Below are 21,198 nucleotides of genomic sequence, written 5' to 3' on the forward strand. Positions count from 1 at the left end.
CCGGGGGGAGGGCCCGAAGGCCGGGGGGAGGGCCCGAAGGCCGGGGGGAGGGCCCGAAGGCCGGGGGGAGGGCCCGAAGGCCGGGGGGAGGGCCCGAAGGCCGGGGGGAGGGCCCCACGGCCGGGGGGAGGGCCCGAAGGCCGGGGAGAGAGGGGGGCGGAAGGACGCGGAGGGGCCGGGAGGCCCGGGGAGGGAGGGGCCGGGCGGCCCGGGCAGGGTGCGGAAGGGCGCGGAGGGCCCCGAAGGCCGGTCCCGCCCCCGGGAGGTCAGCCCCGCACCCCGCAGAGATGCAGCAGCCCCGCGATCCGCCGGTACGGATCCGTGCGCCCCGCCCGGTCCTCCGCGGTCAGCAGGCGGTCGAGTTCGTCCGCGGCCGGCAGACCCAGGTCGCCCGGGATGCCGTCGGTGAAGACCCGCACCCCGTACCAGGCGTGCAGCGGCGCCGCGATCCCGGCGAGGGTCGTGGTCAGCGCGTCGAGCCGGTCCGCCCGCACCTTGGTGCCGTTGCGGTCGGCGTACACGTCCGACTCGAAGCCGGCCAGCGCGCCCGCCCAGTCCCCGGCGAGGCCCGGCCGCATGGCGAGGGCCTCCGCGTTCCGTACGACCAGGGACAGCAGGCCGCCGGGCGCCAGCATCCGGGCCAGGCCGGCGAGGAGTGCGTCGGGCTCGTCGGCGTACATGAGCACGCCGTGGCACAGGACGACGTCGAAGGAGCCGGGCAGGAAGTGCACGCCGGTCTCGCGACCGTCACCCTGCAGCAGCCGGACCCGCTCACGGATGCCGGCCGGTTCGGTCGCCAGCGAATCGCGGGCGGCCTTCAGGAGCTCGGGGTCGGCCTCCAGGCCGGTCACGGTGTGACCGGCCCGGGCGAGGCGCAGGGCCTGAGTGCCCTGCCCCATGCCCGCGTCGAGGATCCGCAGCCGCTGCCCCACGGGGTAGCGCCCGGCTATCTGCTCGTCGAGCTGCCGGGCGATCAGCTCCTGGCGCACGGTGTGGCGCAGCCCGCCCGGCACGATCGGCCAGTGACCGACGACCGGCAGCCCGCCCGAATCCGCCAGCACCCCACCCGAAGCCGGAACCTCCGCGCTCAGGGCCGCTCTCCGCGCTTGACCTGCGGCTTCGGCAGCCGCAGCCGGCGCATCTGGAGCGTGCGCATCAGGCCGTACGCGACCGCGCCGCGCTTGGACTCGTTCGGGAAGCGCTGGTTCAGCTGCTTGCGCAGGCGGATCGTGATGCCGATCGAGTCGATGACGATCATCACGATGACACCGGCCCACAGCAGCAGGGAGATGTTCTGCAGACCGCGGTTGGTGTTGCCGAACAGCGACAGCACGAGGATCACCACGGCCATCGGCAGGAAGAACTCGGCGACCGCGAAGCGCGAGTCGACGAAGTCGCGGACGAAGCGCCGCACCGGGCCCTTGTCACGGGCCGGCAGATAGCGCTCGTCACCGCTGGCCAGGGCCTCGCGCTGACGGGCAAGGTCCGTGCGGCGCGCCTCGCGCTGGCGCTTCATCGCCTCCTTGCGGTCCGTTGGCGCGGACTGCGCGCGGCGGCGCTGGGACTGTGCGTCACTCCGCTTCGGGGTCGGTCGGCCCTTGGGGGCCTCGGGGTCGCGGGGCTGCTTGGAGAGGTCCGCCGTCACCTTGTCGGTGGGGGCCTTCTCATCGTTCGAACGGCTACGGAACACAAGGCCAAGGGTACGGGGTACCAGGCATGGACCCCAGCGTCGCCGGGAACGATCCGATAGCGATCCTTTCAAAAGATCTTGAAAAATCTCCGGAATCGGCGGAGCGGCGGCGGCGCGGCCTGCGTCTACGCCGGTACGGGCCGGGGGGTTCCCTACTCCTTGGGCTGGAGGGACCGTGATCTCCACTCGTCCTTGGGGAGGAGCACATCGGGCCCCGAACAGTGCGGTAATGGAGTCAGGAACCGTACTGTGGTTCATGTTGGAGTGCAGGAGCCGAGTCCGTCAGAAGGGGGCGCGCGAAGCCCATGAGCGGTGTGATGAAGCGTATGGGGATGATCTTCCGCGCGAAGGCAAACAAGGCCCTGGACCGGGCCGAGGATCCGCGCGAGACCCTCGATTACTCCTACCAGAAGCAGTTGGAGCTGCTGCAGAAGGTGCGCAGGGGTGTCGCCGACGTCGCGACCTCCCGCAAGCGCCTCGAGCTGCAGCTGAACCAGCTCCAGGGCCAGTCCGCGAAGCTGGAGGACCAGGGCCGCAAGGCACTGGCACTCGGCCGCGAGGACCTGGCGCGCGAGGCGCTGTCCCGCCGGGCCGCGCTGCAGCAGCAGGTCAGCGACCTGGAGGTGCAGCACCAGACCCTGCAGGGCGAGGAGGAGAAGCTCACCCTCGCGGCGCAGCGGCTGCAGGCCAAGGTCGACGCCTTCCGTACGAAGAAGGAGACGATCAAGGCGACGTACACGGCCGCCCAGGCGCAGACCCGGATCGCCGAGTCGTTCTCCGGTATCTCGGAGGAGATGAGCGACGTCGGTCTGGCGATCCAGCGGGCCGAGGACAAGACCGCCCAGCTGCAGGCGCGGGCCGGTGCGATCGACGAGCTGCTCGCCTCGGGCGCGCTCGACGACCAGTCGGGCCTCGCCAAGGACGACATCCAGGCCGAGCTCGACCGCCTCTCCGGTGGTACGGACGTGGAGCTGGAGCTCCAGCGGATGAAGGCCGAGCTGGCCGGCGGTCCGTCGGCGCAGCAGCAGGCGATCGAGGGCGGCAACGGCAGCGCCCAGAACCAGAACCAGCAGCAGTCCCAGCCCCGCTTCGACAAGCAGTAGGCGACCGGAAGAGGACGCGTCATGATCGTACGGATCATGGGGGAGGGCCAGTGGAAGCTGGCCGACAGCCACTTCGCCGAGCTGAACAAGCTCGACGACGAGCTGCTCGCGGAGATGGAGTCGGGGGACGAGTCCGGTTTCCGGCGCACGCTGGGCGCGCTGCTGGACGCCGTACGGCGGCTCGGTGAGCCGCTCCCCGACGACGCCCTCGAACCGTCCGAACTGATCCTCCCGGCGTTCGAGGCGACCCTCGACGAGGTCCGCCAGATGCTCTCCGACGACGGCCTGATCCCGGGCTGACCCCTCCCGAGCCCGCTTCCGGCCTGCCGAGCCGGTCCGGGCCGGGGACGGGCCCGCAGGGGACGGACCGGAAGCGGTCGGTCCGGCGGCGGACGGTCCGGCGGCGGGGCGGCCCGCGGGGTGGCGCGTCACGGCCGTCGGGGCCGTCCCCAGTGGCGGACGAGCCCCTCCCGGCCCACGCCCCCGGCCCACGCCCCTCTCGCGGCCCCCACCCCTCTCGCGGCCCCCGCCCCCGGCCCACGCCCCCCGGCCCCCGCCCCTCTCCCAGACCGGGCCCCTCTCCCGGCCCACGCCCCTCTCCCCGACCGGGCGCCTACCTCGGACGGCGGCCCGCCGCTCCTGGCACTCCACCCCGCCGGGTCGAACAGGGCCCGAGGCACTCCACCCCGCCGGGTCGAACAGGGCCCGAGGCACTCCACCCCGCCGGGTCGAACAGGGCCCCACCCCGTACGGCTGATTCCGGGTCCGCGCCCGCACCCCGCTTCCGCCCCCGCCCGCTGACCGGATACGCCCCGCCCCGGCGACCCCGTACCGTTCTCCGCGTGACGACCGACGGCACCCTCCTTTCCCGGAGCCGGGACCGGCTGCGGGACCATCCGCTCGCCTTCGACACGGGGCTCGCGTTCCTCGTGCTCGTGGCGATGGTGATCGCGTCCTTCACCGACCCGCACGGAAGCCCCGACGGGCCGACCTTCGGGGACCGGTCGCCCAGTGCCACCGCCGTGGTGGTGATGCTGGTCGGGGCCGCCGCGCTGGTGTTCCGGCGGCGGCAGCCGATTCCCGTGCTCGTGTTCACGGCGACCGTGTCCCTGGTCGCGCTCGTCGGCGCCGAGCGGCCCGCGCCCGTGGCCATGGCCGCCGTGGTGGCGCTGTACACCGTCGCCTCGCGCACCGACCGGCCCACCACCTGGCGGCTCGGCCTGGCGACGATGGGCGTGCTGACCGGCGCGGCCATGCTCTACGGGCCCACGCCCTGGTACGCGCAGGAGAACCTCGGTGTCTTCGCCTGGACCGGGATGGCCGCGGCCGCCGGGGACGCGGTGCGCAGCCGCCGGGCGTTCGTGGACGCCATCCGGGAGCGGGCCGAGCGGGCCGAGCGGACCCGCGAGGAGGAGGCCCGGCGCCGGGTGGCGGAGGAACGGCTGCGGATCGCGCGGGACCTGCACGACGTCGTGGCGCATCACATCGCCCTGGTCAACGTGCAGGCCGGCGTCGCGGCGCACGTCATGGACAAGCGGCCCGACCAGGCCAAGGAGGCCCTCGCGCACGTTCGCACCGCCTCCCGTTCGGCGCTGGACGAGCTGCGCGCCACGGTGGGGCTGCTGCGCCAGTCCGGCGACCCGGAGGCGCCGACCGAGCCGGTGTCGGGGCTCGCCGTGCTGGACGACCTGCTGGGCACCTTCCGCAACGCGGGGCTCCCCGTCGAGCTGGCCCGTACCGACGGCCGCACCCCGCTGCCCGCGGCCGTCGACCTCGCCGCGTACCGGATCATCCAGGAGGCGCTGACCAACGTGCGCAAGCACGCGGGCCCCGAGGCCCGGGCCGAGGTCAGCGTGGTGCGGGTGGGCCGCACCGTGGAGATCACCGTGCTGGACGACGGCCCGCCCGCGCCCGCCCCCGCGGAGGCCGACGGCGGCGGCCACGGGCTGGTCGGGATGCGTGAACGGGTGACGGCCCTCGGCGGCACGCTCACCGCCGCACCCCGCTACGGGGGCGGGTTCCGCGTGCAGGCGATACTGCCCGTGACCGGCTGCACGGGGGAGGACGAGGCGTGACGGACACCTATGGCACACCGGAGGAGCGGCGGCCCATCAGGGTGCTGCTCGCCGACGACCAGGCCCTGCTGCGCAGCGCCTTCAAGGTCCTGGTGAACTCCGAGCCCGACATGGAGGTCGTCGCCGAGGCCGCCGACGGGGCCGAGGCGGTGGCGCAGGCCCGCGCCACCCGGGCCGACGTGGTCCTGATGGACATCCGAATGCCCGGCACGGACGGGCTCGCCGCGACCCGCATGATCACCGCGGACCCCGAGCTGGCCGACGTGCGGATCGTGATGCTGACGACCTTCGAGGTCGACGAGTACGTGGTGCAGTCGCTGCGCGCCGGGGCCTCCGGCTTCCTCGGCAAGGGCGCCGAGCCGGAGGAGCTGCTGGGCGCCATCCGGGTCGCGCACGCCGGCGAGGCCCTGCTGTCCCCGGCCGCGACCAAGGGCCTGATCGCCAGCTTCCTGGCCCAGGGCGGCGGCGCCGACCCGGACGAAGGGGCGGGACCGGCCTACTCGGAGCGGCTCGCCGCGCTGACCGCCCGCGAGCGCGAGGTCCTGGTGCTGGTGGCGGGCGGACTCTCCAACGACGAGATCGCCGAGCGGCTCGACGTCAGCCCGCTGACGGTCAAGACCCATGTGAACCGGGCGATGGCCAAGCTGGGTGCCCGGGACCGGGCCCAACTGGTGGTGACCGCCTACGAGTCCGGGCTGGTACGTCCAAGGGTGGAGTGACCGGGGGGCCGGGCGTACTCCAGACGCGGTATGCGCGGGATAAGGATTTGGACCCGGGGGCCGAGGATCCGGCCCTTCTCGTGGCTGATCGTATAAGCGGACGCCCCTGGGGACCCCGGAGGGCGTCCGGTCGCCGCGTACGCCACAGAAGAGAGTCCCCATGTCCTGGCTGTCCAGATTCAGCCTCGCGCAACGGGCCCTGATCGGGCTGATGTCCCTTGTCGCGCTCCTCTTCGGAGTGATCGCGATCCCGCAGTTGAAGCAGCAGCTGTTCCCCTCGATCGAGCTCCCGATGGTCTCGATCATCGCCCCGTACCAGGGCGCCTCGCCCGACGTGGTCGAGAAGCAGGTCGTGCAGCCGCTGGAGAACAACCTCAAGGCCGTCGACGGCATCAAGGGCATCACGTCCACCGCCTCCGAGGGCAGCGCCGTCATCATGGCCAGCTTCGACTACGGGGACGAGGGGACCAAGCAGCTCGTCGCCGACGTCCAGCAGGCCGTCAACCGGGCCCGGGCCACGCTGCCCGACTCGGTCGACCCGCAGGTGGTGGCCGGCTCCACCGACGACATCCCGACCGTCGTCCTCGCCGTCTCCTCGGACAAGGACCCGCAGGCCCTCGCCGACCAGCTGGAGCGCACCGTCGTCCCGGTCCTGGAGGACATCGACGGCGTCGCCCAGGTCACCGTGGACGGCGTGCAGGACCTTCAGGTCTCCGTCACGCCCGACGAGCGCAAGCTCGCGGCGGCCGGCCTCACCTCGATGAAGCTGGCCGAGGCGCTCAGGAACGGCGGCGGCACGATGCCCGCCGGCGCCTTCTCCGAGGCCGGCAAGAGCCGCACCGTCCAGGTCGGCGGCGGCTACACCTCGCTGCGGCAGATCGAGGACCTGCGGATCAAGCCCGAGCAGGGCAAGGCGGTCCGCCTCGGTGACGTCGCCACGGTCCGGCAGGAGGAGTCGCGCCGCGTCTCCATCACCCGCACCGACGGCAGGCCCAGCCTCGCGGTCATGGCCACCATGGACAAGGACGGCAGCGCCGTCGCCATCTCCGACGCGGTCGCGGACAAGCTGCCGCAGCTGCGCAAGGACCTCGGCGCGGGCGCCGAGCTCACCGTGGTCTCCGACCAGGGCCCGGCCGTCGCCAAGTCGATCTCCGGCCTCACCACGGAGGGCGCGCTCGGCCTCGTCATGGCCGTCCTCGTCATCCTGGTCTTCCTGGCCTCGCTGCGCTCCACCCTGGTCACCGCGGTCTCCATCCCGCTCTCGGTGGTCCTCGCCCTGATCGTGCTGTGGACCCGTGACCTGTCGCTGAACGTGCTGACCCTCGGCGCGCTCACCATCGCCATCGGCCGGGTCGTCGACGACTCGATCGTGGTCCTGGAGAACATCAAGCGGCACCTCGGCTACGGCGAGGAGCGCGAGGCCGCGATCATCACGGCGGTCAGGGAGGTCGCGGGCGCGGTCACCTCCTCGACGCTCACGACCGTCGCCGTCTTCCTGCCGATCGGTCTGGTCGGCGGCATGATCGGCGAGCTGTTCGGCTCCTTCAGCCTGACCGTCACGGCGGCGCTCCTCGCCTCGCTGCTGGTCTCGCTGACCGTCGTCCCGGTCCTCTCGTACTGGTTCCTGCGCGCGCCCAAGGGCACCTCGGAGGACCCGGACGAGGCCCGCAGGGCGGCCGAGGAGAAGGAGAACAAGAGCCGGCTGCAGCGCGCGTACGTGCCGGTGTTGCGCTTCGCGACCCGCCGCCGTCTCACCAGCCTGGCCATCGCCCTCGTGGTCCTGGTCGTCACCTTCGGCATGGGCCCGCTGCTGAAGACCAACTTCTTCGACCAGGGCGATCAGCCGGTCCTGACGGTCAAGCAGAAGCTGGCGCCCGGCACCAGCCTCGCCGCCTCCGACGAGGCCGCGAAGAAGGTCGAGAAGGTCCTCGCCGACACCGAGGGCGTCAAGGACTACCAGGTCACCGTCGGCTCTTCGGGCTGGATGGCGGCCTTCGGCGGCGGCACCGGCTCGAACCAGGCCTCCTTCCAGGTGACGCTGGAGGACTCCGCCTCGTACGAGAAGACCCGCGACGCGATCGACGCGGCGCTCGGCAGGCTCGACGGCATCGGCGACACCTCGATCGCGGCCGGCGCCGGCTTCGGCAACCAGGACCTGAGCGTCGTCGTGAAGGCCGGCGACCCGGCGGTCCTGAAGAAGGCCTCGGAGCAGGTCAGGAACGCGGTCGCGGAGCTGAAGGACGTCACGGACGTCCAGAGCGACCTGTCGCAGTCGGTGCCCCGGATCTCGGTGAAGGCCAACGCCAAGGCGGCCGACGCGGGCTTCGACGACACCACCCTGGGCATGGTCGTCTCCCAGGCCGTCCGGGGCACCCCCGCCGCCAAGGCGACCCTGGACGACACCGAGCGGGACGTCCTGATCACCTCGGCGAAGCCGGCCACCACCCTGGCCCAGCTGAAGGCGCTGCCCCTCGGCCCGGTCCGGCTGGGCGACATCGCCACCGTCGAGCTGGTGCCCGGCCCGGTCTCCATGACCCGGATCGACGGCGCCCGCGCGGCGACGATCACGGCCAAGCCGACCACGGACAACACCGGTGAGGTCAGCGCGGCACTCCAGACGAAGCTCAACGGCCTCGACCTCCCGGACGGCGCCACCGCCACCGTCGGCGGTGTCTCCGAGGACCAGGCCGAGGCGGCGAGCAGCATGGCCCTGGCGATGCTCGCGGCCGTGGCGATCGTCTTCATGCTCCTGGTCGCGACCTTCCGGTCGCTGGTCCAGCCGCTGATCCTGCTGGTCTCCATCCCGTTCGCGGCGACCGGCGCGATCGGTCTGCTGGTCGCGACGGGCACGCCGATGGGCGTCCCGGCCATGATCGGCATGCTGATGCTGATCGGCATCGTGGTCACCAACGCGATCGTCCTGATCGACCTGATCAACCAGTACCGGGCCCAGGGCCTGGGCGTGGTCGAAGCCGTGATCGAGGGCGGCCGGCACCGACTGCGCCCGATCCTCATGACCGCCCTGGCGACGATCTTCGCGCTGCTGCCGATGGCGCTCGGCGTCACCGGCGAGGGCGGTTTCATCGCCAAGCCGCTGGCCGTGGTGGTGATCGGCGGTCTGATCACCTCGACGCTGCTGACCCTCCTCCTCGTGCCGACGCTCTACGCGATGGTGGAGCTCCGCAAGGAGCGCCGCGCGAAGAAGAAGGCGGCCAGGAAGAGCAGGAAGGGCGACGGGACGATCAACCCGGAGCAGCCGGACGTCACCCCCGCGGACGCGACGCTGCTGGACGCCCTGGATCTCTGATCCGGCCCGGCACGCACGCCAAGGGGCGCCCCGCTCATCAGCGGGGCGCCCCTTGGCGTGGCTGGGGGGAATCGTTACGGCAGTGCCAGCATCCGCTCCAGCGCCAGCTTGGCGAAGGACTCGGTCTCCCTGTCGACCCGGATCTGGTTGACCAGGTTGCCCTCGGCCAGCGACTCCAGGGTCCACACCAGGTGCGGCAGGTCGATGCGGTTCATGGTCGAGCAGAAGCAGACCGTCTTGTCGAGGAAGACGATCTCCTTGTCCTCGGCGGCGAACCGGTTCGCGAGGCGGCGCACGAGGTTCAGCTCGGTGCCGATGGCCCACTTCGAGCCGGCCGGGGCCGCCTCCAGGGCCTTGATGATGTACTCGGTCGAGCCCACGTAGTCCGCGGCGGCGACGACCTCGTGCTTGCACTCGGGGTGGACGAGCACGTTCACGCCCGGGATGCGCTCGCGCACGTCGTTGACCGAGTCGAGCGAGAAACGTCCGTGCACGGAGCAGTGGCCGCGCCACAGGATCATCTTCGCGCCGCGCAGCTCCTCGGCGGTCAGGCCGCCGTTCGGCTTGTGCGGGTTGTAGACCACGCAGTCGTCCAGGGACATGCCCATGTCGCGGACGGCGGTGTTGCGGCCGAGGTGCTGGTCCGGGAGGAAGAGCACCTTCTCGCCCTGCTCGAAGGCCCAGTCCAGGGCCTTCTTCGCGTTCGACGAGGTACAGATCGTGCCGCCGTGCTTGCCGGTGAAGGCCTTGATGTCGGCGGAGGAGTTCATGTACGAGACGGGGACGACCTGCTCGGCGATGCCGGCCTCGGTCAGCACGTCCCAGCACTCGGCGACCTGCTCGGCGGTGGCCATGTCGGCCATCGAGCAGCCCGCGGCGAGGTCCGGCAGGACCACCTTCTGGTCGTCGGTGGTCAGGATGTCCGCCGACTCGGCCATGAAGTGCACGCCGCAGAAGACGATGTACTCGGCCTCCGGCTTGGCGGCCGCGTCACGTGCGAGCTTGAAGGAGTCGCCCGTGACGTCGGCGAACTGGATGACCTCGTCACGCTGGTAGTGGTGCCCGAGGACGAAGACCTTGTCCCCGAGCTTCTCCTTGGCGGCGCGGGCGCGCTCCACCAGGTCGGGGTCGGAGGGCGACGGGAGGTCGCCGGGGCACTCCACGCCGCGCTCGCTCTTGGGGTCGGCCTCCCGGCCGAGCAGGAGAAGGGCGAGCGGCGTCGGCTGGACGTCCAGGGGCTGGGCGGTGGTCACGTCACGCACCCTTTCTACAGTGAGCTCGACAAGCCTTTTCGTCTAAATGACGCTATCTATCATAACCGGTTCACGTCACTTTGACGATGTCCATAGTGTCGATGTGACGAATTCGCCTTCCGCCTCTTCGGACTTCGCCTTCCACGTCTCTGGACGCGGTGTGCGAGCATGAAAGGGAAAGACACGCCTCGGCCCGGAATGAATCCGCGGCCCCGCCGGTTGCAACCGTCGGCAAGCAGTCTCCGTACCAACCCGGGAGAGAAGCAGATGTCCGTATCGGACGAGAAGACCACTGTCAGCGACGGCATCCTCCTGTCCGACGCCGCCGCGGCCAAGGTCAGGGCCCTGCTCGACCAGGAGGGTCGCGAGGACCTGGCGCTGCGCGTCGCCGTTCAGCCCGGTGGCTGCTCCGGCCTGCGGTACCAGCTGTTCTTCGACGAGCGCTCGCTCGACGGCGACGTCGTCAAGGACTTCGGCGGCGTCAAGGTCGTCACCGACCGCATGAGCGCCCCGTACCTGGGCGGCGCGTCGATCGACTTCGTCGACACGATCGAGAAGCAGGGCTTCACGATCGACAACCCGAACGCCACGGGCTCCTGCGCCTGCGGCGACAGCTTCAGCTAGTCCTCGGGCCCCCAGGGCCTGAGACACGCGTGAGGGCGGCACCCGGGGATCCGGGTGCCGCCCTCACGCGTGTCTCAGTGCCCCGGCGGGCTCAGGGACGCGGCACGGCCTGCCCGCTCGCCCCGTCCACGACCGGCCGGTCGCCCAGCGGTGCCTGCAGCGTCACCGTCCTGGTGATCTCCACGGCCATCGCGACGCACACCCGGTCCGGATCGGTCGGCTTCTCCGTGATCCGCACCACGACCTTCTGCGGGCTCTCCTCGGCCGTCACCGTGTAGGTGCTGCACACGCCACCCCAGAAGGTCACCGACAGCTTCCGGCCGCCCGGGTCCGTCGTGAACGAGGAGAGCTGCCGCTCGGGCGCCGTCCCCTGGTCCGGCGGGGGAGTGGGTGTGGGCGTGGGCCTGGCCGGCGGCGCCAGGTACCGGGCGTCCACGGCCGTCCGTACCACCGTGTAGGGCCTGCTGCCGGCCGCGTCGTCCCGCGCCGTGAAGAGCCACGCCGGTACGAGCACCTGCTCGCCGTCCACGTACTGCGCGGCCAGGCCGAAGACCGCGCCCGTCACCGCCACCTCGTGCGGCGGCGCCTTGTCCACCGCTACCTGACAGGGCGCGTCCGGCTTGTCGCCCGGCTTTCCGCCCCGCCCCTCCGCAAGGCCGGCCGGCGGGTCCGTGGCGCAGCCGCCGATCCCGACCGGCCCGGTCCCCTTGGCGTCCTCGTTGAGGTCGGCCAGCGCCTTCTTCGCGCTGACGACCGGATACGTGTCGCCCTTGGCGGGCTCCTTCAGCCGCCCGCTGCCGGCCACCAGCGAGCCGTCCGGTCCCACGTGGATCCCGGTCGACCAGCCGTACGTGGGCAGGCCGTCCACCACCGGATCGGCGTTGACGACCCGCTCCGAGCCGTTCATGACCTGGTGCGCGTCCAGCTTCGCGTCGTCCTGGCCGATCGCCTTGAGGACCGGCGCCACCGCCGCCTTCGCCGCGGCCTCGCTCACCGGGGAGCCGCCGCGCGAGGGCTTCGCCTCACCGGGCGGCGGGCAGGCCTTGCCCTTCAGACAGGTGTCGCCCACCGGGCCGCCCTCGTACCGGCTGAAGGTCCAGCTTCCCGGCGCCTTCACCGAGACGTCCAGGCGCAGTCCCGAGCCGTCCTTCTCCGGGGCCAGCTGCCACACCTCGCCCACCAGCCGCGGGGTGCCCGCCAGGCCCAGCGCCGTCGCCAGCCGGGTCACCTCCGCCGAGGTGACCCGTCCCCCGGGCCGGTGGACCGCGGCCGAGGAGGGCCCGGAGGGAAGCGGACCCCTGGCCCTGTAGACGGTTCCCGCGGGGTCGCCGCCGGGGTCGGGTTCGCCGGGCGCGATCCCCGCGCCACCGCTCTGCTCGCCCAGGTGCAGGGGCGGGGGAGCGGCGGGCGCGTCCTTCGCCGCGCTGCCGCCTCCACCGCCGTCACCCGAGGCCGTGGCGGCGTAGTACACGCCGCCACCGCCCACGAGGAGCACTCCCGCCGCCACCGAGGCGACCAGGAGCGGACCGTGCTTCCTGGGCCGGTTCTCCGTACTGCTGCTCACCGCGCGCTCCTCCAGACCGTGCATCCCTGCGGAAGACACCTCTGGGACGGGAGCGGCGCGCGAACGGTTCCGTGGGCGGTGCCCTCAGGCTCCGTACTCGGAGGTGGCGGCGATCAGCCGGGCCGAATCGGCCGGCACGTCCACGCCGTGGATCAGCGCGGGCGATACGGGGGCGGCCGCGGGCTCGGACGGGATCACCCAGTGCGGGACCATCCGCGCGCTGTCTCCGCACAGCTCGGCGAGGCTGAACTCGGACTCCTGGGGCTCACGAGGAGCGGGGTACTGGGTCATGGCGGCACCGTACGCACGCTCCGCCTTCGGAGAAAAGACCTACTCTGGGGTAGTTTCCCCTGTTCGGCTTCCGCGCTCCCAGCCGGTAGCGTGAACTGTCATTCCCGCCCGTCGTGTACCACCACCCTTCCTTCGAGCGCCTCGCGCGCCTCTACGACTTCCGCAGGAGCACCCAGCCGTGCGTATCGCAGTCACCGGCTCCATCGCCACCGACCACCTCATGACCTTCCCGGGCCGGTTCGCCGACCAGCTCGTGGCGGACCAGCTCCACACGGTCTCCCTGTCGTTCCTGGTCGACAACCTCGACGTCCGCCGGGGTGGCGTCGCGGCGAACATCTCCTTCGGCATGGGACAGCTCGGCGGCCGTCCGGTCCTGGTGGGCGCGGCCGGCTTCGACTTCGACGAGTACCGCGCCTGGCTCGACCGGCACGGCGTGGACACCGGTTCCGTGCGCATCTCCGAGGTCCTGCACACCGCCCGCTTCGTGTGCACCACGGACAAGGACCACAACCAGATCGGCTCCTTCTACACCGGCGCCATGAGCGAGGCCCGGCTGATCGAGCTGAAGGCCGTCGCCGACCGCGTGGGCGGCCTCGACCTGGTCCTCATCGGCGCCGACGACCCGGAGGCCATGCTGCGCCACACCGAGGAGTGCCGGACCCGCGAGATCCCCTTCGCGGCCGACTTCTCGCAGCAGATCGCGCGCATGGGCGGTGAGGAGATCCGCACCCTGCTCGACGGCGCCACCTACCTCTTCTCGAACGAGTACGAGAAGGGCCTGATCGAGTCGAAGACCGGCTGGACCGAGGAGGAGATCCTCGGCCGCGTCGGCCACCGGGTCACCACCCTCGGCTCGCGCGGCGTGCGCATCGAGCGGGTCGGCGAGGACCCGATCGAGGTCGGCTGCCCGGAGGAGGAGGCCAAGGTCGACCCGACCGGTGTCGGCGACGCCTTCCGCGCGGGCTTCCTGACCGGCCTCGCCTGGGGCGTGGGCCACGAGCGCGCCGCCCAGGTCGGCTGCATGCTCGCCACCCTCGTGATCGAGACCCTGGGCACCCAGGAGTACACCCTGCGCCGCGCCAACTTCATGGACCGCTTCACCAAGGCGTACGGCGACGAGGCCGCGGCCGAGGTCCGGGCGCACCTCGCCTGACGCGTCCGCCGGAGCCCCGGGCCGTGTGCCCGGGGCTCCGGCGCGTCCCGGGGGCGTACGGGCTACGCCACCCGGCGCACCACGTACGCCGTCCCGCCCTTCGGGGACACCTCCTCGCCCACGTACTCCTGGCCGCGCATCTCGCACCAGGCCGGGATGTCCAGGCGAGCGGCCTCGTCGTCCGAGAGGACGGTGACCGTGCCGCCCACCGGCACGTCGCCGATCACCTTGGCGAGCTCGATCACCGGGATCGGGCAGCGCTTGCCGAGGGCGTCGATCACGAGGGTGTCCGGAGTGCCGGCGGACACGGTGGCCGGCCGCGGGGCGCCCAGCCGGTCGCGCACGGAGCCGACGACGCCCGGCAGGACCGCGAGGAACCGGTCCACGTCCTCCTCCGAGCTGCCCGGCGGGAGCGACACACGGACGTTGCCCTCGCTCAGCACCCCCATCGCGCGCAGCACATGGCTGGGCGTCAGTGTCGAACTCGTGCACGACGAACCGGACGAAACGGAGAAACCCTCCCGGTCCAGCTCGGCCAGCAGCGTCTCCCCGTCGACATAGAGACAGGAGAAGGTGACGAGATGGGGAAGCCGGCGCACCGGGTCGCCCACCACCTCCACGTCCGGCACCAGCTCCGGCACCCGCGCCCGGATCCGCTCCACCAGCCCCCGCAGGCGCGCCGCCTCGGCCGCCGCCTCCGCCCGTACGGCGCGCAGCGACGCGGCCGCCGCCACGATCGCCGGCAGGTTCTCGAAACCGGGCGCCCGCCCCGACTCCCGCTCGTCCGACGGACCCTGCGGGGCGAACCGGACGCCCTTGCGCACGGCGAGCAGCCCCACCCCCGCCGGGCCGCCCCACTTGTGCGCGCTCGCGGCGAGCAGCGACCACCCCTCCGGCACCGGCCCCCAGCCGAGCGACTGCGCCGCGTCCACCAGGAGCGGCACCCCGGCCGCCCGGCACGCCGCCGCGACCTCGGCCACCGGCTGCTCGGTGCCCACCTCGTGATTGGCGGACTGCAGGCACGCGAGCGCGGTCCGGGCGTCGAGGGCCGCCGCGAAGACCGCCGGGTCGACCGCCCCGGTCCGCCCCACCGGCACCTCGGTCACGGTCCCGCCCGCCGCCGTGAACGCCTCGCCGGCGTGCAGCACGGAGGAGTGCTCGACCGCCGACACCACGAGCCGGTCCCCGACACGCCGACGTCCCGCGAGCGCGCCCGCGACCCCGGCGTGAACCGCGCGCGTTCCCGAAGGAGTGAACACGAGCTCGTCCGGGCGGCACCCGACGGCCTCCGCCGCGGCCTCGCGCGCCGCGTCCAGCAGCAGCCGGGCCCGGCGCCCCTCGCGGTACAGCCGGGCGGGGTCGGCCCAGCCCTCGTCCAGGGAGGCGAGCAGCGCCTGACGGGCGACGGGGTGCAGCGGAGCCGCGCTGGCGGCGTCGAAGTACGGCATCCGGCCACGCTATCCCCGACCGGATAAGGGCCCGTCAGAAGGCCCGCCCGCACCGCCGATCGGCCCCCCGGAACCCGCCTGTGGAAGGAAGGAGTCCACCCCTTCGGGGACTCGGACGGCGCGTTGGGCACCCTCCCCGCGCGACCCCAAATAGCGTCCAGTAGGGTTTGGTCCGCATAAACATCCAAACCCCTGCCCGCGGCCGGGGCGGCGACCGACCAGCGAGACGGACGGCCGTGGCCGACCAACGCGGGCCGAGACTCTCGGGAAGGCGCTACGTGAGTCCCAACGGCTCCGACCGCTCGTCGCGGCGCCCGATGCGGCGGAAGCTGCCGCAGGTGCTGACTGCGGGCCTGATCCTGGCGACAGCCACCGGCTGCTCGTACAACTGGGAAGACTTCCCCCGCCTTGGAATGCCTACCCCGGTGACGGAACAGGCTCCGCGGATCCTCTCCCTCTGGCAGGGCTCGTGGGCGGCTGCGCTCGCCACCGGCGTCCTGGTGTGGGGCCTGATCCTCTGGGCCACCATCTTCCACCGGCGCAGCCGCACCAAGGTCGAGGTACCTCCGCAGACCCGTTACAACATGCCCATCGAGGCGCTGTACACGGTCACCCCGCTCATCATCGTCTCGGTGCTCTTCTACTTCACCGCGCGCGATGAGTCCAAGCTCCTCGAGCTCACCCCGAAGCCGGCTCACACGGTCAACGTGGTCGGCTACCAGTGGAGCTGGGGCTTCAACTACATCGAGAACGTGCCCGGTGTGACCGGCGACGCCAAGGCGGACAAGAACCTCCGGGCGATCCCGGAGAGGTTCAAGGACGACTTCCCGGCGAACGCCGGTGGCGTCTACGACGCCGGCATCCCCGGCACCCGGAACCCGCAGACCGGCAACCCGGGCCCGACCCTGTGGCTGCCCAAGGGCGAGAAGGTCCGGTTCGTCCTGACCTCGCGTGACGTCATCCACTCCTTCTGGGTGGTCCCCTTCCTGATGAAGCAGGACGTCATCCCGGGTCACACCAACTCCTTCGAGGTCACTCCGACGCAGGAAGGCACCTTCCTCGGCAAGTGCGCCGAGCTGTGCGGTGTCGACCACTCCCGGATGCTCTTCAACGTCAAGGTGGTCTCCCCGGAGCGCTACCAGGCGCACCTGAAGGAGCTGGCGGAGAAGGGTCAGACCGGCTACATCCCGTCGGGCATTGAGCAGTCGGACCCGGCCAGGAATGCGGAGACGAACAAGCTGTGAGCATTCTCAACGAACCCCACGGGGCGGCCGCGGCTGAGGACTCGTACGAGAACGAGCTCCCGGTACGCCGCAAGCAGCCCGGCAACGTCGTGGTGAAGTGGCTGACGACCACCGACCACAAGACCATCGGCACGATGTACCTGGTCACGTCGTTCGCCTTCTTCTGCATCGGTGGCCTCATGGCGCTCTTCATGCGCGCCGAGCTGGCCCGTCCGGGTACGCAGATCATGTCGAACGAGCAGTTCAACCAGGCGTTCACGATGCACGGCACGATCATGCTGCTGATGTTCGCGACGCCGCTGTTCGCCGGTTTCGCGAACTGGATCATGCCGCTGCAGATCGGCGCGCCCGACGTGGCGTTCCCGCGGCTGAACATGTTCGCCTACTGGCTCTACCTGTTCGGCTCGATCATCGCCGTGGCCGGCTTCCTCACCCCGCAGGGTGCCGCCGACTTCGGCTGGTTCGCCTACTCCCCGCTGTCGGACGCGGTCCGCTCGCCGGGCGTCGGCGCCGACATGTGGATCATGGGTCTGGCCTTCTCCGGCTTCGGCACGATCCTCGGTTCGGTCAACTTCATCACCACGATCATCTGCATGCGCGCTCCGGGCATGACGATGTTCCGCATGCCGATCTTCACCTGGAACGTGCTGCTGACCGGTGTCCTGGTCCTGCTGGCCTTCCCGGTCCTGGCGGCCGCGCTGTTCGCCCTGGAGGCGGACCGCAAGTTCGGTGCCCACGTCTTCGACGCGGCCAACGGCGGCGCACTGCTGTGGCAACACCTCTTCTGGTTCTTCGGACACCCAGAGGTGTACATCATCGCCCTGCCGTTCTTCGGCATCATCTCCGAGGTCATCCCGGTCTTCAGCCGCAAGCCGATGTTCGGCTACATCGGTCTGGTGGCCGCGACCATCGCGATCGCCGGTCTGTCCGTGACCGTGTGGGCGCACCACATGTACGTCACCGGCGGCGTGCTCCTCCCGTTCTTCTCCTTCATGACGTTCCTCATCGCCGTCCCGACCGGTGTGAAGTTCTTCAACTGGATCGGAACGATGTGGAAGGGCTCGCTGTCCTTCGAGACCCCGATGCTCTGGGCCGTCGGCTTCCTGATCACCTTCACCTTCGGTGGTCTGACCGGCGTCATCCTGGCCTCGCCCCCGATGGACTTCCACATCTCGGACTCGTACTTCGTGGTGGCGCACTTCCACTACGTGGTCTTCGGCACCGTCGTGTTCGCGATGTTCTCCGGCTTCCACTTCTGGTGGCCGAAGTTCACGGGCAAGATGCTGGACGAGCGCCTCGGCAAGATGACCTTCTGGACGCTGTTCATCGGCTTCCACGGCACGTTCCTGGTGCAGCACTGGCTGGGTGCCGAGGGCATGCCGCGTCGTTACGCGGACTACCTCGAGGCCGACGGCTTCACCACGCTGAACACGATCTCGACGATCTCGTCGTTCCTCCTCGGCCTGTCGATCCTGCCGTTCTTCTACAACATCTGGAAGACGGCCAAGTACGGCAAGAAGGTCGAGGTCGACGACCCGTGGGGTTACGGCCGTTCGCTCGAGTGGGCGACGTCCTGCCCGCCGCCGCGGCACAACTTCCTCACCCTGCCGCGGATCCGTTCCGAATCCCCGGCGTTCGACCTGCACCACCCGGAGATCGCCGCTCTCGACCAGCTCGAGAACAAGGGCCACGAGGTCGAGGCCCTCACCGGCGGCAAGGAGGCCGGCAAGTGAAGATCCAGGGCAAGATGTTCATCTGGCTGAGCGTCTTCGTCCTCGCCATGGCAGTGCTCTATGGCGTGTGGTCGAAGGAGCCGGTCGGTACGACGGCGCTGTTCCTGGCGTTCGGCCTGTGCATCATGATCGGCTACTACCTGGCCTTCACGGCCAAGCGGGTCGACGCGATGGCGCAGGACGACAAGGAGGCCGACGTCGCGGACGAGGCCGGCGAGGTGGGCTTCTTCGCCCCCCACAGCTGGCAGCCGCTCTCGCTGGCCATCGGCGGTGCGCTCGCCTTCCTCGCCATCGCGATGGGCTGGTGGCTGCTGTACTTCTCGGCCCCGCTGATCCTGGTCGGCATCTTCGGCTGGGTGTTCGAGTTCTACCGCGGTGAGAACCAGAACCAGTAGCAGGACCCCGTAACAGCCCGAGGGGCCCGGTCACTTCGACAGCGAAGTGACCGGGCCCCTCGTTTGCATGCGCTCGGCGCGCCGGGCGCGAGGAATGTTCTTAGCGTGAAGTCATGAACGACACGCCGCGCATTCGGATAGTTCCGATCTGCACTCTTCTGGTCCTCACCGTCACCGCGGGCGCCACGGCGTGCGCGGGCGCCGGGGACCACCCGCTGACGGCGAGGCCCTACGACGCGGCGGACGAGGTCTCCTTCAACGCCCCCGCCGAGGGGAAGAAGGCGGATCCCGAGAAGCCGCTGGAGATCAGCGCCAAGGGCGACGACGGGCGCATCACCGATGTCACCGCCACCGACGAGTCGGGCCACCACCTGGCCGGCGAACTGACCGCGGACGGGCACAAGTGGCGCTCCACCGCCGCCCTGGCGGCCGGCGTCCGCTACACCGTCCGGGTGACCACCGAGGACGCCGACGGCGCCCCAGGAGCCCGTACGTTCACGTTCGAGACGGCCCCGGCCGACCGGGCCCTCACCGCCACCTTCGGCCCGGAGGCGGGCACGTACGGCGTCGGGCAGCCGATCACCGCCGAACTCAGCCTCCCGGTGAAGGACCGGGCGGCCCGGGCGGTCGTCGAACGGGCCCTCAAGGTCCGCTCCTCGCCCGCCGTCGAGGGCTCCTGGTACTGGGTGGACGACAAGAAACTGCACTTCCGTCCGAAGGAGTACTGGCCCGCGGGCGCCTCCGTCACCGTCACCGGCAACCTGGACGGCCTCAAGGTCGGCGACAAGCTCTACGGCGGCGCCTCCAAGCCGCTCAAGCTCACCATCGGCGACCGCGTGGAAGCGGTCGCGGACGCCGGCTCGCACTACATGACGGTGAGCAAGAACGGAGAAGTGATCAACACCATTCCGGTGACCACCGGAAAACCGGGCTTCTCCACCCGTAACGGGATCAAAGTGGTACTGGGCAAGGAGTACTTCGTCCGGATGCGAAGCACCACCGTCGGCATAGCCGAGGGCAGCTCGGAGTCGTACGACCTGCCCGTCTACTACGCCACACGGGTCACCTGGAGCGGTGAATACGTGCACGCCGCCCCCTGGTCCGTCGGCTCCCAGGGTGCCGCCAACGTCAGCCACGGCTGTGTCGGCATGTCGACCGAGAACGCGGCCTGGTTCTTCGGGGCCGTCCGCCCCGGTGACATCGTCCGCGTCGTCAACAGCCTGGGCGACACGATGGACACCTTCGGCAACGGCTTCGGCGACTGGAACCTGGACTGGGACAAGTGGCGCAAGGGCAGCGCCCTGGTGACGGACGGCGGGAACCCGACCGTCACCGAGGACGCCAAGGCCCGTCTGCGGCCCTCCATCTAGCCCGAGGGTGCCCGGGCCGCTAGGAGGCGATCGAGAGGCGCGAACGCAGCAGGGACGCCAGGGACGCCGCGAACTCCACCGGTTCCACCGGAAGGGTGATCGCGGCGTCCGCGCGGCTCCAGGTGGCCAGCCAGGCGTCCTGCGGGCGCCCGATCAGCAGCAGGACCGGCGGGCACCGGAAGACCTCGTCCTTGATCTGCCGGCCCACGCCCATGCCGCCGGCCGGCACCGCCTCGCCGTCGAGCACGCACACGTCGATGCCGCCCTCGTCCAGCGCCTCCAGGACCGCGGGCAGCGTCGCGCACTCGACGAACTCGACCGGGGGAACATCGGCGGCGGGCCTGCGCCCGGCCGCGAGGCGGACCTGCGCGCGGGTGTTCGCGTCGTCGCTGTAGACCAGGACCGTGGCGCTCGACTGCATCGTTCCTCCGTGAAGGTGGTCGGTCGTTGCGCGGATGCTACTCCGGTCCACACCCCGTCAACACCCGTTCAACACCTGTTCGAAGGGTGCCGGAACGCCTTCCGGATGGGCCGTTCGGGCTGGACACGCGCCCCGGACACTCCGAACGGCACCCCCCGGAGTGAGGGCGGGATAAGCGACCGACATAATGTCGGTCGTGGCGACAGTAACGACAGTAGATACCGGGCACGCGCACCCGTCGGTCAATCGACCGAACCTCACCAGCGTCGGAACCATCATCTGGTTGAGTTCCGAGCTGATGTTCTTCGCGGCCCTCTTCGCGATGTACTTCACCCTGCGATCCGTGATGGGCGCGGAGTTCTGGACGGAAAAGGCCGAGGCCTTGAACCTTCCGTTCTCCGCGACGAACACCACGATCCTGGTGCTCTCCTCCCTCACCTGCCAGCTCGGCGTCTTCGCCGCCGAGCGGGGCGACGTGAAGAAGCTCCGGACGTGGTTCATCATCACCTTCGTGATGGGCGCGATCTTCATCGGCGGCCAGGTCTTCGAGTACACCGAGCTGGTCAAGGTGGACGGCCTCTCGCTGTCCTCGGACCCGTACGGCACGGTGTTCTACCTGACCACCGGCTTCCACGGCCTGCACGTGACGGGCGGTCTCATCGCCTTCCTGCTGGTCCTCGGCCGGACGTACGCCGCCAAGAGGTTCACCCACGAGCAGGCAACCGCCGCCATCGTCGTGTCCTACTACTGGCACTTCGTCGATGTCGTCTGGATCGGCCTCTTCGCCACGATCTACTTGATCAAGTAA

19 protein-coding genes are annotated in these 21,198 nt (G+C 70.9%); 12 read left to right on the forward strand and 7 right to left on the reverse strand.

All coding sequences use genetic code 11. The features are described 5' to 3' along the window. Positions 1-266: 266 nt before the first annotated feature. Positions 267-1,001, reverse strand: a complete 735-nt coding sequence (locus ACIRQF_RS24150) for a class I SAM-dependent methyltransferase (protein WP_382486517.1) — start codon at positions 999-1,001, stop codon at positions 267-269. A gap of 86 nt (positions 1,002-1,087) precedes the next feature. Beyond that, a complete protein-coding gene (locus tag ACIRQF_RS24155) occupies positions 1,088-1,690 on the reverse strand; it encodes a DUF3043 domain-containing protein (RefSeq protein WP_376629229.1) in 603 nt (200 codons plus the stop codon). A 305-nt stretch (positions 1,691-1,995) separates the two neighbouring features. Between ACIRQF_RS24155 and ACIRQF_RS24160 the strand changes: the two genes are divergently transcribed. The 5 genes from ACIRQF_RS24160 to ACIRQF_RS24180 all read left to right on the forward strand — a co-directional run bounded on the left by ACIRQF_RS24160 (position 1,996) and on the right by ACIRQF_RS24180 (position 8,894). After that, entirely contained in the window at positions 1,996-2,793 is a 798-nt protein-coding gene (locus ACIRQF_RS24160; RefSeq protein ID WP_376629231.1) for a PspA/IM30 family protein, read from the forward strand. A gap of 21 nt (positions 2,794-2,814) precedes the next feature. Then, entirely contained in the window at positions 2,815-3,093 is a 279-nt protein-coding gene (locus ACIRQF_RS24165) for a hypothetical protein (protein WP_376629233.1), read from the forward strand. 542 nt (positions 3,094-3,635) lie between these two features. Then, positions 3,636-4,868, forward strand: a complete 1,233-nt coding sequence (locus ACIRQF_RS24170; RefSeq protein ID WP_376629235.1) for a sensor histidine kinase — start codon at positions 3,636-3,638, stop codon at positions 4,866-4,868. Beyond that, positions 4,865-5,587: a response regulator gene (locus ACIRQF_RS24175; protein ID WP_376629236.1), complete on the forward strand. Its 723-nt coding sequence runs from the start codon at positions 4,865-4,867 to the stop codon at positions 5,585-5,587. The genes ACIRQF_RS24170 and ACIRQF_RS24175 overlap by 4 nt, the downstream gene beginning before the upstream one ends. A 160-nt stretch (positions 5,588-5,747) precedes the next feature. Then, positions 5,748-8,894 carry an efflux RND transporter permease subunit gene (locus ACIRQF_RS24180; RefSeq protein ID WP_404094938.1) on the forward strand — a complete coding sequence of 1,049 codons (3,147 nt, stop codon included), beginning with the start codon at positions 5,748-5,750 and terminating at the stop codon, positions 8,892-8,894. A gap of 74 nt (positions 8,895-8,968) precedes the next feature. Here ACIRQF_RS24180 and nadA read toward each other — a convergent pair whose 3' ends face one another. Further along, on the reverse strand, positions 8,969-10,156 hold the full coding sequence (gene nadA / locus ACIRQF_RS24185; RefSeq protein ID WP_382486483.1) for a quinolinate synthase NadA: 1,188 nt from the start codon (positions 10,154-10,156) through the stop codon (positions 8,969-8,971). Between the two features lie 258 nt (positions 10,157-10,414). Between nadA and ACIRQF_RS24190 the strand changes: the two genes are divergently transcribed. Beyond that, a complete protein-coding gene (locus ACIRQF_RS24190) occupies positions 10,415-10,771 on the forward strand; it encodes a HesB/IscA family protein (RefSeq protein ID WP_376629242.1) in 357 nt (118 codons plus the stop codon). A 91-nt stretch (positions 10,772-10,862) separates the two neighbouring features. Here ACIRQF_RS24190 and ACIRQF_RS24195 read toward each other — a convergent pair whose 3' ends face one another. Then, positions 10,863-12,359 (reverse strand): hypothetical protein, encoded by a 1,497-nt coding sequence (locus tag ACIRQF_RS24195; RefSeq protein WP_404095471.1) that lies wholly within the window; start codon positions 12,357-12,359, stop codon positions 10,863-10,865. 60 nt (positions 12,360-12,419) lie between these two features. Then, the gene (locus ACIRQF_RS24200; RefSeq protein ID WP_403523311.1) at positions 12,420-12,626 is read right to left on the reverse strand and encodes a hypothetical protein; all 207 of its coding nucleotides are present in this window, start codon (positions 12,624-12,626) and stop codon (positions 12,420-12,422) included. A 178-nt stretch (positions 12,627-12,804) separates the two neighbouring features. On the opposite strand from ACIRQF_RS24200, the gene ACIRQF_RS24205 reads away from it, so the two are divergent. After that, positions 12,805-13,779, forward strand: coding sequence for a carbohydrate kinase family protein (locus ACIRQF_RS24205; protein ID WP_376629246.1), 975 nt, complete (start codon positions 12,805-12,807; stop codon positions 13,777-13,779). 62 nt (positions 13,780-13,841) lie between these two features. On the opposite strand, the gene ACIRQF_RS24210 is transcribed toward ACIRQF_RS24205, so the two are convergent. Further along, entirely contained in the window at positions 13,842-15,227 is a 1,386-nt protein-coding gene (locus ACIRQF_RS24210) for a cysteine desulfurase/sulfurtransferase TusA family protein (RefSeq protein ID WP_376629248.1), read from the reverse strand. A 278-nt stretch (positions 15,228-15,505) separates the two neighbouring features. Here ACIRQF_RS24210 and coxB point away from each other — a divergent pair, with 278 nt between their 5' ends. The 4 genes from coxB (at position 15,506) to ACIRQF_RS24230 (ending at position 19,969) form a co-directional block, all read left to right on the forward strand. Further along, positions 15,506-16,471 carry a cytochrome c oxidase subunit II gene (coxB, locus tag ACIRQF_RS24215; protein WP_376629250.1) on the forward strand — a complete coding sequence of 322 codons (966 nt, stop codon included), beginning with the start codon at positions 15,506-15,508 and terminating at the stop codon, positions 16,469-16,471. Next, on the forward strand, positions 16,468-18,204 hold the full coding sequence (gene ctaD / locus ACIRQF_RS24220; RefSeq protein ID WP_376629251.1) for a cytochrome c oxidase subunit I: 1,737 nt from the start codon (positions 16,468-16,470) through the stop codon (positions 18,202-18,204). The genes coxB and ctaD overlap by 4 nt, the downstream gene beginning before the upstream one ends. Next, a complete protein-coding gene (locus ACIRQF_RS24225) occupies positions 18,201-18,599 on the forward strand; it encodes a cytochrome c oxidase subunit 4 (RefSeq protein WP_376629253.1) in 399 nt (132 codons plus the stop codon). Before ctaD ends, ACIRQF_RS24225 begins: the two co-directional genes overlap by 4 nt. Positions 18,600-18,712: 113 nt before the next feature. Next, positions 18,713-19,969, forward strand: coding sequence for an Ig-like domain-containing protein (locus tag ACIRQF_RS24230; protein WP_382484385.1), 1,257 nt, complete (start codon positions 18,713-18,715; stop codon positions 19,967-19,969). 19 nt (positions 19,970-19,988) lie between these two features. On the opposite strand, the gene ACIRQF_RS24235 is transcribed toward ACIRQF_RS24230, so the two are convergent. Continuing rightward, positions 19,989-20,390, reverse strand: a complete 402-nt coding sequence (locus ACIRQF_RS24235) for a hypothetical protein (RefSeq protein ID WP_376629256.1) — start codon at positions 20,388-20,390, stop codon at positions 19,989-19,991. A gap of 187 nt (positions 20,391-20,577) precedes the next feature. Here ACIRQF_RS24235 and ACIRQF_RS24240 point away from each other — a divergent pair, with 187 nt between their 5' ends. Beyond that, positions 20,578-21,198: a heme-copper oxidase subunit III gene (locus ACIRQF_RS24240; RefSeq protein ID WP_376629258.1), complete on the forward strand. Its 621-nt coding sequence runs from the start codon at positions 20,578-20,580 to the stop codon at positions 21,196-21,198.

The organism is Streptomyces sp. NPDC101191, assembly GCF_044767915.1.
In the GTDB taxonomy this organism is placed as follows: Bacteria; Actinomycetota; Actinomycetes; order Streptomycetales; family Streptomycetaceae; genus Streptomyces.